Genomic DNA, 12556 nt, shown 5'->3' on the forward strand with positions numbered 1-12556 from the left:
GGATAAAACCATGACTGGCATTACAGAAAGTAATAATTGGGCAAACGAAGTCCGCAGATTTGAACCAGAAGACGTTGTTACAGGTGGCGAAGGTTCTGTCGATAATCTGGTATTAGAGCAATTGGCATCGCGCTGCAACTGGCTACGCCTAATGATCACCGCACTCTGCACAGCAGAGTCTGTGCCAGTGGTAAATAATCAGACCACACAGTTCCTCACTGCGCTAGATTCCCGCATTGCATCAGCCATTGCGGGCTTGGTTGATTCATCGCCCGCAGCACTAGACACATTAAACGAGCTGGCTGCAGCCCTGGGAGATGATGCTAACTTTGCTACAACGATGACAAATGCACTGGCACTTAAGGCGCCATTGGCGTCTCCTGATTTTTCAGGGACACCAAAAGTACCTACAGCGGCCGCTGGCACAAGTAGCAAGCAAATTGCTAATACAGAATTTGTTCAGGCTGAGATTGCAGCGATAGCTTCAGGAAAATCCGTAAATGGCGGATTTTATAATATAGAAGCAAATGCAACTGGAACAAATGCCTTAGTTAATATCAAGATTAAAGAACTGGTCACAAATAATGGTGCTGGCGATTACCTCTTAACAAGCAATTGGAACGACACATTAAACCTGACTATACCTGGTGCAGGTGGTTTAGATACAGGAGCTGTTACTACATCAACTTGGTATTACATTTTCGGCATTACAAAAGATGATGGCACCAAAGCTTTTTTAGGATCGCTCAGCTCCACTGCTCCGACACTACCTGCAGGATTTACAAAATGGGCGCGTATCGGTTCATTAAGAACAGATGCAACAGCAAATAAGTTCCCATTAGCATTTAAACAGATGGGCACAGAGGTTAGATATATCGTCAGTGCGGGAAGTAATGTTCAAGGTATGAGAATTATGGCATCCGGTACAGCTGGCTCGCCATCAACACCTACATGGGTACCAGTAGCAACGGGAGCATTTATTCCGCCTACTGCATATAAAATATTGGTATCAGCACTTTTCAATACTGCAACCTCATCTCAAATCGGCATGGTAGCTCCAAATAACAACTATGGTGCTTTTGCTGATCCATCAAACCCTCCGCCAATAGCATTTGCAGGAAGCGCATCAACCGGGGGGGCTGCATATCAAACAACAGAGATGCTTTTGGAGTCATCCAATATATTTTGGGCATCGTCACATACAACAACATCAATCCTTGCCTGTATAGGTTGGATCGATAATTTTTAAAAGGACTAAATCATGGGTTATGCAGTCAAAAAAAATGGTACCGGATGGCGGGCTGTAGATTCATCTTCAGATTGCACTGAAGATGAGTTTTTCAGTGTTGCAGAACCTGCACCAATTAATAAAAATGAAATAAGAACACAATATAGTCCTTTGGATTTTCTTGAGCTGTTCACCGAGCAAGAACAGCTTGCAGTGGTGGCTGCGACCAGAGAATCAGACCCTATCAAACTCTGGTATGACAAAATGCTAGCCTCTTCCTTTGTAGACCTGAATGACAAGCGAACATCTGCAGGGCTGACTGCGCTAGTAGATGCCGGCCTGATTCCCCAAGCGCGTTATGATCAAATCATGGGCACAGTGGCCTCATAATTCATTATCGCGCTTGCAAAAGTTGTATTTAAAAGCGCTTACAACCGCCACCAACCATGCCCTTGTTTGACTGATGCCACAATGCATCAAATCAAACAAGGAGCATGGTCATGGCCGTCACCACACTAGTTACTCTGAATACTTCAGCAGCTGCCGCGAGTGCAGAATTTACGCCAACAGATGACTTTTATGTCGCTGTTGATGCAGGACAAGTTGCATTAGAAGCAAAGCTGCCAGGCAACGATAAGTTTTACCTGGTTTCATCCGTCGGCATTGATAAGGTAAGCCCGGTAGTTCAAGCAGCAAAAACCATTGTTAAGGTCACGCCTTACATGACCGGCACTGTTTATCGTCTTGCACCTCAAACACGCAAGGTTATTGCCAACGTCTTTAAGGAGTAATCAGCATGTTTGGTAATCAATTTAATGATCTCTCAAAAAGATTCCGTGGCTTGATCAATGTATTCACAAAGGCACAGCGTAGCCGTGGTGTAGCATTGGCCGCAGTTGCTAACGTATATACCCCTGATTTTTCTGCCGGGATTTTTTTCAACTTCACGCCTGGTGCTAACTTTACCTTGGCAAATCCTACCAATATGCCAGATCTGGGTGATCATCAGTCAGGCAGTTTTTTTATCACTCAGGATGCTACAGGTAGCCGCACCATCACGTTTGGTAACAAATACCAGGCTGCTGGTGGTATCTCAACAATCGTTTTATCAACTGCGCCAAACACAAAAGACAGAATCGACTATGTGGTCGGGCCGCTCGGTAATGTGCATGTCTCTATTGCGAAGGATATCAAGGCATGATCCCCGGCGCTTTGAATACCTCATTGCTATCAGTATTTGCTGCTTTAAAGGCCATTCCTGGCTTTATGCCAGCCAGTGCAGTCGGCTATACAGGCTCATTCAGAACGATCACGAACGGGCATAATAGCCTGGTTGCCTGGCGAGCAGGTTGCGATACCACATCAATTAATCTTTTTTTTAGCAATACAGTATTATTTGAGAGCCAAAATCTTGAAGAGGCCTACCCGCCAGACGGTTACAACCTGGTCGTAAAGGCAAGATTTTACTTTCCTGTAAAACCCTACGTTAAAACAACGCGAAATTTTGTGGCTGGCGGCTTGGCAGCTGGCGCGACACAAGGCACATTGACTGCAAATGCGCCTGGCTCAACCATTGAGTATGTCGAATTTAGTAATGGTGAATGCAGATTCGTCAAATATAGCAGCACGACCAACCCAAATATTGCGACATGGGATCAGCCGTTATCAAGCGATGTCACCTCCACAGCAAGATTTTGGCAGATGACCTCAGTGCCTGTAATTTTTTCAGGTAATGCAACCGGTTTATTGCAAGGTGGCCAGTTCAGTTTATTAGTCCCACGAGTCGATGGTATTGACGTGCGAGCAAATGATCCAGTATACGTGAATAGCTATATCACTCGTGAAGGCGGTGGCAGCTTCTTACTGCCTGCAAACCAGCCTGCAATCGCAATTGATCAATATAAAACCGGCTTGCTTGAATCATATTTTGACAGCGCCACAGATGCAACTGGCACCAGGTTGGGTTCTGCCCCATGGTATGCCTTATCTCAAGGCGCAAATATGTTCCGTCCCCTAGCTATCACTGCCAATAACGTAGCAAACGCTTTAGCTGGCGATTGTGATGTATTTTCAGACAGCATCGGCACAGTGCAACACAATTGGATTCATAAGTTCTGCCACCTCAATAAAATCCGCTTCAATAACTTTGGTAAAGCAGGCGGCACATTCAGTCAGTTTTTAAGCGCAGTCAATCCAGTGAGAAAACAATGCATCAGTAGCAAAACTGCATTGATAGAAATGGGCATCAACGAGTGGTCTTTATCTGCAGCACAAAATATGTGGAACTGGTGCTGGGATAACGGTTACACAACGATCATTCAGGTATTGCCACCAAATAATACTTCTGCAGGCTCTACTGGTTGGGCAAGTGAAGATACTCAGGTGGCAGATACCACAACACAGGCAACTAATGATCTTGTCATTGCACGGGTAGGGCAGCCACGCGGCCCCACACACGTCATTGATCTGAATACGCCTTGCCGTGGTGTCAATCCGCAAAAGCGCGCAGTAGGTTCTACAAATGACGGCGTTCATATCCCAGAGGTGTGGACTGATACCGTTATCCTGCCTTATTTAACTGCTCAAGGTGTTGCGGCTTATATTACTAAAAGTCCGCAATAATTTTATTGCACTCTAAAAAGTTGTATCTAAAACCCGATACAACCGCCCCCAAACACCTCCTTTAGTGACTTGTGCCACCATCCTTTCAGTCACTAAAGGAGAGCTTCATGGCAACCGATTATCACCACGGTGTCCGCGTTGAAGAGATTAACGAAGGCACCCGACCTATCCGCACCATTGCAACGGCCATTATCGGCCTGGCATTCACGGCCAGCGATGCAGATGCGGCTTATTTTCCGCTCAATACCCCCAAGCTGATCACCTCTGTGCGTGAAGCGGCCAGCAAAGCTGGCGAGCTGGGCACCGGCGCCCGCGTGTTTGATGCGATTGCAGACCAGACCAACCCGATTATTGTTGCCACGCGCGTGGAAGAAGGCGCGAACGCTAACGAGACCAATGCCAATGTGATCGGCTCGTATACCAATGGCGCCTACACCGGGCTTAAGTCGTTGCTGGCTGCCAAAACGCAGCTGGGCGTCAAGCCGCGCATTCTGGTGGCACCTGGTCTTGATAGTCTGCCTGTGGCCACCGAGTTGATCAGCATTGCGCAGGAGCTGCGCGCGTTTACTTACCTTTCAGCACGTGGCGCCAATACCAAAGAAGAGGCCAACACCTACCGCGAAAACTTTGGGGCGCGTGAGGCCATGGTCATCTGGCCAGACTTTCGCGGCTTTAATGCAGAGTCTGCCCAGTATGAAACGCTGTGGGCGACTGCACGTGCGGGCGGCCTGCGCGCCAAGCTCGATGAAGAAATTGGCTGGCACAAAACCTTATCCAATATCCCCGTCAACGGCGTTGAAGGCATCAGCCACGATGTCACCTGGGATCTGCAAAACCCTGCCACCGATGCCGGTTACCTTAACAGCAACGAAGTCACCACGCTGATCCGTGAAAACGGCTTCCGTTTTTGGGGTTCCCGCACCTGCTCAGCTGACCCGCTGTTTGCGTTTGAAAACTACACCCGCACCGCACAGGTGCTGGCTGACACCATGGCAGAGGCGCACATGTGGGCGGTTGATTTGCCGCTTAACCCATCCCTGGCTCGCGACATTATTGAGGGTATTAACGCCAAGTTCCGTGAGCTGCGCGCGCGGGGTTACATCATTGATGGCTCTGCTTGGTATGACGACACCGTCAACAGCAAAGAAACACTCAAAGCAGGCCAGCTGGCCATCGACTACGACTATACCCCTGTGCCACCGCTTGAAAACCTCAAGTTACGCCAGCGCATTACCGACCGTTACCTGGCTGACTTTGCAGCCCGTATGAACGGTTAACCCGATATTAAGCATTCAGGAGAGCAAATATGCTGCCTTCAATCCTCAAAAACTATAATGTCTTTGCAGACGGTGTGAGCTGGCAAGGTGAGGTCGATGAAATCGCACTGCCAAAACTCACCCGTAAGCTCGAAGACTGGCGCGCAGGCGGCATGTCTGGCCCTATCCCCATCGACATGGGCAATGAAAAAATTGAAATCGAAGTCACCCTGGGCGGCTTTGTGCTCGATGCCGTGAAAAAATACGCAGCCACCAAGCACGACGCCGTCATGCTGCGCTTTGCAGGCGCCTATCAAAACGAGACCACTGGCGGTTATGACGCCGTTGAGGTCGTTGTACGTGGCCGCTATGCAGAGATCGACTTCGGCACCGCTAAGGCTGGCGACAAATCACAAACTAAAATCAAGATGACCTGCAGCTATTACAAGCTGACAGTCAACAATGAAACAATCATCGAGCTAGATTTTGTGAACATGATCGAGATCGTCAATGGCGTAGACCTGATGGCCGCACAAAAAGCAGCCATGGGCCTGTAATCGAGTTTTATCGACAAACCGGGCATGACCATGTCCGGTTTTTTTAACTTTAGGAGACCAGTATGAATACGCAAGCCGTCACATTAGATGAACCGATCACCCGCGGTGATACCAAGATCGCATTTATCGAGATCCGCAAACCAAAGTCAGGCGCTTTACGTGGCATCAACCTGGCGGACCTGCTGCAGATGAATACCGATGCCATTATGAAGGTCACGCCACGGGTATCAGAGCCAACTATCACCATTCAGGAAGCCGAGGCGCTGGAGCCTGCTGACCTGCTCAAGATCGGGGCGGCCATTGCCAGTTTTTTGTTACCGAAGGAAGTGCAAAACTCCCTGTAATAGTTGAAGACCCAATGGCCGATATCGCCACAATTTTTCATTGGCATGCTGACTACATGGATGCTTTATATGTAGAGGAACTGATGGACTGGCGTGAACGGGCAAGGGTTAGGAGCCAGGTAGATGGATAAGCTTAAACTTGAAGTGTTATTTCAGGCCATTGAGCGGGTGACCGGCCCGCTCAAGTTTATGCGCACTGAAAGTAAAAACACCAGTGCAGAGATCAAGCAGCTGCAAAGCACGCTTAAAAACCTTGAGGCTACGCAAAAGAAAATCGCTGGATCCAGCGTTAACGGTAGTCAGGCCATGGCAAGCTATCAGCAGCACCTGACTGAATCTGTTAACGAAACAAACCTAAGCCTGCACAAACAATACCAGGAGCTTAATCGCATTAATCAGGTCATGCGGCAGCTGAATGCCGCACGTGCCAATTATGATAAAACCATCGCCATGCGCGACAAGGCGCTCAATGCAGGCGCCTCACTCACGGTGGCTGGCGGTGTCATGGGCGCGCCTATTATCGCCTCAATCAAACAATACGCCAGCTTTGAGGATGCCATGTTGGGCGTTGCCAAGCAGGTAGACGGCGCCCGCGACAAAAACGGCAAGCTAACACCAACTTATTACGAGATGGCAGATGCCATCAAAGCCATGAGCGAGCGCTTGCCCATGGCTGCCAATGATATTGCGGCCATCGTTGAGGCTGGCGCGCGTATGGGCATACAAGGCAAAGATAACCTGATCTTATATGCAGAAACCACTGCCAAGATGGCCGATGCCATGCAAATGAGCGTGGAGGAGGCTGGCGACCAGATCGCCAAAACAGCACAGCTGTATAAAATCCCTATCGCCAGTATCAAAATGCTGGGCGATACAATCAACTTTCTCGATGACAACGCGCTCTCCAAAGGCAATGACATTGTGAACGTGCTCAACCGGATTGCAGGCACTGCAGCGACCGTCAATATGAACTTTAAAGAGGCTGCAGCACTGGGTAGCACATTCTTAAGCAGCGGCTCAACCCCAGAGATTGCAGCCACAGCCACCAATGCCGTGATCCGCGAGCTTGGCATCGCCAACATGCAGACCAAAAAATTTAATGAAGGTCTGGCCATGATTAAGATGAACGGCGCAGAGATTCAAAAAAGCATGTCAGGCAATGCCACCGGCACTATTCTCAAGGTGCTCGACGCTCTCAACAAGCTGCCTAAAGATAAGCAGCTGGAAGCTACCACGCGCTTGTTTGGCAAAGAGTATGGCGACGATGTCGCCAAACTGGCCAACAACATTGCCGAGTATCGGCGCCAGCTGCAATTGGTCCAAAGTGCACAAGCAACTGACTCAATGGATAGAGAGTCATCGGCCCGCCTGCAAAACCTCAGCGCGCAATATCAACTGTTGCGCAATCAGCTGCAAAACACTGCTACCGATATCGGCAGCCTGTTTAAACCGGCACTGGTCGATGTGCTAGACAGCCTCAAGGATATTTTGGGGGCAGTGCGAGGCTGGATGGCTGAGCACCCCAGGCTCACAGCCTTTATCATCAAGTCTGTTGCTTACCTGGCCATTTTTACCACTGCGCTGGGCGCTCTGTTCTTGGGTATTGCATCCATTCTGGGGCCGCTTGCAGTCTTTCGTTATGGCATGGCGCTGCTTTCGATTCTATTTCCTGCTCTGTTGCCTAGCCTGGCAGCTGCCGCAGTGGCCTTTGGCCCCTTTGTGTTGGCTGGCATGGCGGCTGGTGCTGCTGCTGCCTATATTTATAACCATTGGGACAAGATCGTCAATTTTTTCAAAACGACCAACTGGTCAGGCCTGGGCATGGATATTCTGCACGGCATTGAAATCGGTCTCGATGCCGCAACGCTTGGGCTATACAGCAAGCTCAAAAAAATCGCCGAGGGCATATCCAGCACCGTGCGCAGTGCGCTCGGCATTAAATCCCCCAGCCGCGTATTTGCTGAAATCGGTAAATTCACTCTCATGGGGATGGCTGGCGGGCTCGATACAAACCAGGGCACGGTTTACAGCAAAATCAGCCAGGTTGCCAAGCGTATGACCGCACTGGCTGGCGGTATGGCCGTTGCCATGCCTGCGCTGGCCGGCAATGTGCAGTTTGATAATCGCGCACCCATTGGGCGTGCAGCAGCAATGCCAGGCCAAAGCATAGGCGAGGTGCATATCCATATCCACCAGGCCCCTGGGCAAAGCCCGCAAGACGTTGCAGCAGAAGTTGAGCGCGCGCTTGAGCGCATGCGTATGCGTGATGCATCTAATGCTCGAGCAAGTATGAGAGACAGGGAGTAAACATGACCTCAGCCATGGCCGTATTGGGTTTGTTTGTGTTTGGCATTCAAACCCTGCCTTATCAAAGCCTTGATCGTACAACTAACTGGCGGTTTCCAACCAATAGCCGCATCGGGAGGCGAGCTTCCATGCAAGCTGTTGGAGCAGGTGAGGATATTTTGAATATTGCGGGATCCCTACGGCCTGAAATCACAGGCGGACAACTTAGCCTGGCTATGTTGCGGTATATGGCTGAGGGGCAAAAAGCCTGGCCGTTTATTCAAGGCAATGGCATCAGCCTGGGCATGTATGTGATTGAGGAGGTTACCGAGCGCAGCACTGAGTTTTACCCAAATGGAAAGCCCCGGGCGATTGACTTCACCATTAAGCTAAAACGCGCTGACGATAGCCTGCCTGAAGTGCTGGGCGTCTACACCCCTGAATTGCTGGCGATGCTGTAATGTTTACACCTGATTACCGTATTGTTGTTGATGGCCTTGAGATCACACCTACGATCAAAGGCCTGTTAATGAATGCAACGCTGACTGAAAACCGTGGCATTTTCGCTGACCAGCTGAATATTGAGCTGGACGACAGCAAGGGCTTGTTGGATATCCCCGAGCGGGGCGTCATTGTTGAGCTGTGGCTAAAAGGTGCCGGCCAAATGGTTTACAAGGGCAAATACACGGTCGATGAGTGCAACCATCGCGGCGCGCCTGATGTGCTGACCATTATTGCCAAAAGCGTAGACTTTACCAGTGGGATGCAAACCAATGTCGAGCGCTCTTGGCATAACACCACAGTGCACAACATCGTCTATACCATCGCGCTGGAGTGTGACCTTGAGCCCAAGATATCCGATGTGCTGGCCAATGAATCCATCGCCCACATGGACCAGACCAACGAGAGCAATGCCAGCTTTTTGACCAGGCTAGCTACAGAGTTTGATGCCATTGCCGCGGTTAAGGATAAAAATCTGCTATTTATTCCGCGTAGCGCAGCGACTACAGCCAGCGGCAAACCATTCACGGGCAAGACCATCACGCGCAAAGAAGGTGACTATCACAACTTTAACGTTGCAGACCGAGATACTTATACTGGCGTCAAGGCCATGTATCACGATTTGCGGGGGAATAAAAAAGGTGAAGTCATCTGGAACGATGACACAGAAAAAACTGCGCAAAAAGTACCAGCAATCAAGCCCTACGAGCCTGAAAAACCACTCGGGCAATATAAGACCCTTGGCACCACTTATAAATCGCGCGGAAAGGCACAGCATGCAGCCCGCAAAGAGTGGGCGCGCATATCAAAGATCGCCTCTTTATCTGCCGGACTCATTGGCGTCAAAGCCAACTATAAAGACCCGGTGCTAAAAGTCAGTGGCACAGTGGAGTATGGCAAGGCAGACGTAGACAAAAAAATAAAGAGCGCCCAGGCACTCGCCATCCGCGATGATCAGCGCCTGAACTCAGTGGACACCATCACAGCCACCGGAGACAGCGTAAAAACGCTGCGCCACGTCTACGCCTCACAACAAAACGCCACGCGTGCAGCACGTGCAGAGTGGCGTCGTATCAAGCGTGGTATGGCAGAGTTCAGCATCACACTGGCAGATGGTGACCCTGAGCTAATTCCAGAGTTACCCATCACGGTGAGCGGGTTTAAGCCGAAAATTGATAACACTGGCTGGATCATCATCCGGGCCACCCATAACTTTAGTGAGCAAGGCCTGGTGACCAAGTGTGATTTTGAGATTAAGGCGACTGAAATAACAGATTGATCTAGCCTATAAAGGCTGGCTTAATTTTCCACAAAATAACCTGTTAACATCGCTATTTGATTCACAATAATCTTTTGCATTCTCTCGACCAAGCCTACTGAATGATATTTCTCGCGGCAGCTCCAAAAAGTTATACATAGACATATTCTCAAATACTGCATTTTTGAATAAATCCATGTCATAAAATACTTTCATCCCGGTTTGTGATCCCTCATGGCCTAAATTATCAACAGTTGATAACTTGACCATAAATGCAAGAGTGTTATATTTTTTTCCATGCGTTATTTCATCAAGTCGGCTAATAATTTTCTGGGCATCACTAGCAAAATTGATCACCCAGCTTTTGCCAGTGAATGCATCTTTAGAATAATGGGTAATTTCAAGTACTTCACCAAAATCACGGACAGATTCAATATTGCTAGATAAAAATTTAACTCTATCTTCGATAGAGCCATCTGGTAAATCTTTCTTTTGTGGTTGCTCCCATGAAGCTGATACAACAAGAACAATTACATATAGGCTTACCCAAGAGATTATCCATTGTTTTTTAGTTATTGGATGATCGGGATTAGCCGTCAAAATTTCAGGCTTATAACTGGGTAGAAAGCACAATAAAATTGTGAATATGAAAAACCACATCATCATTAATCGCCTCTATTTTTTTGATTTTTTAATAGTGCCAGCACTGCCATAAATCGCATCTGAACAATATTTCTTTGATCCGCTCACCCGACCATCATTGCAGATAAATCGGCCATTCTCACAATGGCTAATCCCGCCAGCGCCTCTATCACATGGCTGCCTGCCGTTGGCTAAACAAATGCTACTACAAAGAGACATGAGCGCAATAGCGCAGACTAAATGAACGAGATTCATACGTCCCCCTAGTTTTTTTTATTTTTAATAATCAGCCCTGCTAGCGTAGTTAAAGCTTTTTTTTCTGATTCATCACCTATTTCATAAGCATGGATTAAATCAGCCAAATCTGAATCGGCAATATATTGCTTATGAAGCTGCTGCGCCTGGTTAAATGCAAACATCTGGGCGACATTTGCCCCAGCTTCTTGGAACTTGAGCAGCACTTCGCCCGTAGGCACATGCTCACCACGCTCGTAATTGCCCCACATCTTGAGACTGACGCCACATTTTTCGGCTGCATTTGCCTGTGTCAACCCGAGTTTTTTACGCTCAGCGACAAAATGTGCAATAAATTGCTCAATAACTGTTGACATAAGGAAATATATTGCCTACCATGGGCACAACCTGTAACACTTTATAACTTTAACACTCATGACTAATCGCCGCACAAAAATCGCTGAACGTGGTGTTTCAGACAAGCCAATCGCATTGCGCTTGCCACGCGATATACGTGATAAAGCCGAACAATTGGCTGCGCAAGAGGGTGTTTCGTTAAATAGACATGCGACAGCAGCTTATTTGCGCGGCATTGCTGATCAAAAATCAGGAGAGCAGGCATGATTACATCGCTCATCCTTTTACCGTCCTCTCAGGGATCGCTAGCCATTGGCGTCTCTCCTCGCTGGCTTGGTTTCTACTCCCTTGCCAAGTCAGCTTTTTTTATTCCATTGGCTGCAATATAACCATGAGCAGCCAAACAATCATGCAGAACGTGTCGCACAAAACCACGATTGCCATTGTGCGTGATGCCGTAGAAGCATGGCGCAAGGAGAATGGCTGGAGCCGTGAAACGGTTTGCCAGACCATTGTTGAGGCACATGAGGCTAACCATTTTGACCAGGTGACTGGCATTGTGTTTGAGCCTAAAACCACAGACGCCTTTAAGCGCCAAAAAGTGAATGCAGACCGTATTTATCGCTGGCTGGATGACGTGGCTAAAGATAACAACCTGTTGCCGGTGAATTTTATGACCAGCATTTTGGCGGCGTTGCCTATGCCTCTACGGGTGAGCACGGCTAACGCTATGCTGCATGCTGTTGGCCTGGTGAGCAGGAGCGCCAACGGTGAGCAGCTGGCGCATAGCACGCTTGAGTTGCTGCACGATATCCTCAAAGAGACGGCCGAGGCGGCAAATAGTGTTGCCAAGTTGTTTACCAGCGACACGGTGGATGATTTGAAGCTTGCCCATAAAGAGGTGAGCGAGGCCATGGAGGCGCTAATACGCGCCCAGGCGGTGATTGAGTTTAAATTGACTACGATGGGTGAGGGCTATGGGCATCAGAAAATCTAACCCTTGCCCGCATTGTGGCTCGCATTGCCGTGTGCGTACATCAAAAGTGATGTCTTTTGATACGCGCGAAAAATACTACCAATGCACAAATTATATCGACTGCGGTTTTGAGTACCGCAGCGTCGAGACCATTATCTCGACGATTAGGGAGTCTCACTCGCCTAATCCACAGGTGAATATTCCGCCCTTTGAGCGACAGAGGGTGCCTATGCCAACCGGCTAAAAAAACCACTTAACCAACCCCTATAAAAAATGCTCGGTTTACCGAGCAGAG

General features: G+C 48.7%; 17 protein-coding genes. 15 read left to right on the forward strand and 2 right to left on the reverse strand.

What is annotated here, in order from left to right:
- The first annotated feature begins 10 nt into the window (after window positions 1-10).
- From ACIDF8_RS05040 to ACIDF8_RS05095, 12 genes are all read left to right on the forward strand, one after another.
- Window positions 11-1249, forward strand: coding sequence for a hypothetical protein (locus ACIDF8_RS05040; protein ID WP_412009490.1), 1239 nt, complete (start codon window positions 11-13; stop codon window positions 1247-1249).
- 12 nt (window positions 1250-1261) lie between these two features.
- Window positions 1262-1618 (forward strand): hypothetical protein, encoded by a 357-nt coding sequence (locus ACIDF8_RS05045; RefSeq protein ID WP_412009491.1) that lies wholly within the window; start codon window positions 1262-1264, stop codon window positions 1616-1618.
- A gap of 110 nt (window positions 1619-1728) precedes the next feature.
- Window positions 1729-2019: a hypothetical protein gene (locus tag ACIDF8_RS05050; protein WP_412009492.1), complete on the forward strand. Its 291-nt coding sequence runs from the start codon at window positions 1729-1731 to the stop codon at window positions 2017-2019.
- 5 nt (window positions 2020-2024) lie between these two features.
- Window positions 2025-2429 (forward strand): hypothetical protein, encoded by a 405-nt coding sequence (locus tag ACIDF8_RS05055; RefSeq protein ID WP_412009493.1) that lies wholly within the window; start codon window positions 2025-2027, stop codon window positions 2427-2429.
- Complete coding sequence (locus ACIDF8_RS05060) at window positions 2426-3850, forward strand: hypothetical protein (protein WP_412009494.1); 1425 nt, start codon at window positions 2426-2428, stop codon at window positions 3848-3850. The genes ACIDF8_RS05055 and ACIDF8_RS05060 overlap by 4 nt, the downstream gene beginning before the upstream one ends.
- A gap of 107 nt (window positions 3851-3957) precedes the next feature.
- A complete protein-coding gene (locus ACIDF8_RS05065; protein WP_412009495.1) occupies window positions 3958-5127 on the forward strand; it encodes a phage tail sheath protein in 1170 nt (389 codons plus the stop codon).
- A gap of 29 nt (window positions 5128-5156) precedes the next feature.
- Entirely contained in the window at window positions 5157-5663 is a 507-nt protein-coding gene (locus ACIDF8_RS05070; RefSeq protein WP_412009496.1) for a phage major tail tube protein, read from the forward strand.
- Between the two features lie 62 nt (window positions 5664-5725).
- A complete protein-coding gene (locus ACIDF8_RS05075) occupies window positions 5726-6007 on the forward strand; it encodes a phage tail assembly protein (RefSeq protein WP_412009497.1) in 282 nt (93 codons plus the stop codon).
- Window positions 6008-6021: 14 nt separating this feature from the next.
- Window positions 6022-6138 (forward strand): GpE family phage tail protein, encoded by a 117-nt coding sequence (locus ACIDF8_RS05080; RefSeq protein ID WP_412009498.1) that lies wholly within the window; start codon window positions 6022-6024, stop codon window positions 6136-6138.
- Window positions 6131-8314: a phage tail tape measure protein gene (locus tag ACIDF8_RS05085; protein WP_412009499.1), complete on the forward strand. Its 2184-nt coding sequence runs from the start codon at window positions 6131-6133 to the stop codon at window positions 8312-8314. Before ACIDF8_RS05080 ends, ACIDF8_RS05085 begins: the two co-directional genes overlap by 8 nt.
- 2 nt (window positions 8315-8316) lie before the next feature.
- On the forward strand, window positions 8317-8754 hold the full coding sequence (locus ACIDF8_RS05090) for a phage tail protein (RefSeq protein ID WP_412009500.1): 438 nt from the start codon (window positions 8317-8319) through the stop codon (window positions 8752-8754).
- Window positions 8754-10073, forward strand: a complete 1320-nt coding sequence (locus tag ACIDF8_RS05095) for a contractile injection system protein, VgrG/Pvc8 family (protein ID WP_412009501.1) — start codon at window positions 8754-8756, stop codon at window positions 10071-10073. The genes ACIDF8_RS05090 and ACIDF8_RS05095 overlap by 1 nt, the downstream gene beginning before the upstream one ends.
- Before the next feature lie 6 nt (window positions 10074-10079).
- On the opposite strand, the gene ACIDF8_RS05100 is transcribed toward ACIDF8_RS05095, so the two are convergent.
- The gene (locus tag ACIDF8_RS05100; RefSeq protein ID WP_412009502.1) at window positions 10080-10718 is read right to left on the reverse strand and encodes a hypothetical protein; all 639 of its coding nucleotides are present in this window, start codon (window positions 10716-10718) and stop codon (window positions 10080-10082) included.
- Window positions 10719-10957: 239 nt separating this feature from the next.
- Entirely contained in the window at window positions 10958-11305 is a 348-nt protein-coding gene (locus ACIDF8_RS05105; protein ID WP_412009503.1) for a helix-turn-helix domain-containing protein, read from the reverse strand.
- Window positions 11306-11363: 58 nt separating this feature from the next.
- On the opposite strand from ACIDF8_RS05105, the gene ACIDF8_RS05110 reads away from it, so the two are divergent.
- From ACIDF8_RS05110 to ACIDF8_RS05120, 3 genes are all read left to right on the forward strand, one after another.
- Window positions 11364-11552, forward strand: a complete 189-nt coding sequence (locus ACIDF8_RS05110) for a hypothetical protein (protein ID WP_412009504.1) — start codon at window positions 11364-11366, stop codon at window positions 11550-11552.
- Window positions 11553-11676: 124 nt separating this feature from the next.
- A complete protein-coding gene (locus ACIDF8_RS05115) occupies window positions 11677-12282 on the forward strand; it encodes a hypothetical protein (protein ID WP_412009505.1) in 606 nt (201 codons plus the stop codon).
- The gene (locus ACIDF8_RS05120; protein WP_412009506.1) at window positions 12263-12505 is read left to right on the forward strand and encodes an ogr/Delta-like zinc finger family protein; all 243 of its coding nucleotides are present in this window, start codon (window positions 12263-12265) and stop codon (window positions 12503-12505) included. The genes ACIDF8_RS05115 and ACIDF8_RS05120 overlap by 20 nt, the downstream gene beginning before the upstream one ends.
- Window positions 12506-12556: the final 51 nt, after the last annotated feature.

Origin of the sequence: Methylophilus sp. 3sh_L (genome assembly GCF_046766015.1) — a bacterium.
In the GTDB taxonomy this organism is placed as follows: Bacteria; Pseudomonadota; Gammaproteobacteria; order Burkholderiales; family Methylophilaceae; genus Methylophilus.

Coding starts and splice junctions, on each gene's coding strand:
- ACIDF8_RS05085 (WP_412009499.1), top strand. CDS start 6,131: ATGGATAAGCTTAAACTTGAAGTGTTATTTCAGGCCATTGAGCGGGTG.
- ACIDF8_RS05080 (WP_412009498.1), top strand. CDS start 6,022: ATGGCCGATATCGCCACAATTTTTCATTGGCATGCTGACTACATGGAT.
- ACIDF8_RS05120 (WP_412009506.1), top strand. CDS start 12,263: ATGGGCATCAGAAAATCTAACCCTTGCCCGCATTGTGGCTCGCATTGC.
- ACIDF8_RS05050 (WP_412009492.1), top strand. CDS start 1,729: ATGGCCGTCACCACACTAGTTACTCTGAATACTTCAGCAGCTGCCGCG.
- ACIDF8_RS05105 (WP_412009503.1), bottom strand. CDS start 11,305: ATGTCAACAGTTATTGAGCAATTTATTGCACATTTTGTCGCTGAGCGT.
- ACIDF8_RS05070 (WP_412009496.1), top strand. CDS start 5,157: ATGCTGCCTTCAATCCTCAAAAACTATAATGTCTTTGCAGACGGTGTG.
- ACIDF8_RS05045 (WP_412009491.1), top strand. CDS start 1,262: ATGGGTTATGCAGTCAAAAAAAATGGTACCGGATGGCGGGCTGTAGAT.
- ACIDF8_RS05090 (WP_412009500.1), top strand. CDS start 8,317: ATGACCTCAGCCATGGCCGTATTGGGTTTGTTTGTGTTTGGCATTCAA.
- ACIDF8_RS05075 (WP_412009497.1), top strand. CDS start 5,726: ATGAATACGCAAGCCGTCACATTAGATGAACCGATCACCCGCGGTGAT.
- ACIDF8_RS05040 (WP_412009490.1), top strand. CDS start 11: ATGACTGGCATTACAGAAAGTAATAATTGGGCAAACGAAGTCCGCAGA.
- ACIDF8_RS05100 (WP_412009502.1), bottom strand. CDS start 10,718: ATGATGATGTGGTTTTTCATATTCACAATTTTATTGTGCTTTCTACCC.
- ACIDF8_RS05055 (WP_412009493.1), top strand. CDS start 2,025: ATGTTTGGTAATCAATTTAATGATCTCTCAAAAAGATTCCGTGGCTTG.
- ACIDF8_RS05115 (WP_412009505.1), top strand. CDS start 11,677: ATGAGCAGCCAAACAATCATGCAGAACGTGTCGCACAAAACCACGATT.
- ACIDF8_RS05065 (WP_412009495.1), top strand. CDS start 3,958: ATGGCAACCGATTATCACCACGGTGTCCGCGTTGAAGAGATTAACGAA.
- ACIDF8_RS05060 (WP_412009494.1), top strand. CDS start 2,426: ATGATCCCCGGCGCTTTGAATACCTCATTGCTATCAGTATTTGCTGCT.
- ACIDF8_RS05095 (WP_412009501.1), top strand. CDS start 8,754: ATGTTTACACCTGATTACCGTATTGTTGTTGATGGCCTTGAGATCACA.
- ACIDF8_RS05110 (WP_412009504.1), top strand. CDS start 11,364: ATGACTAATCGCCGCACAAAAATCGCTGAACGTGGTGTTTCAGACAAG.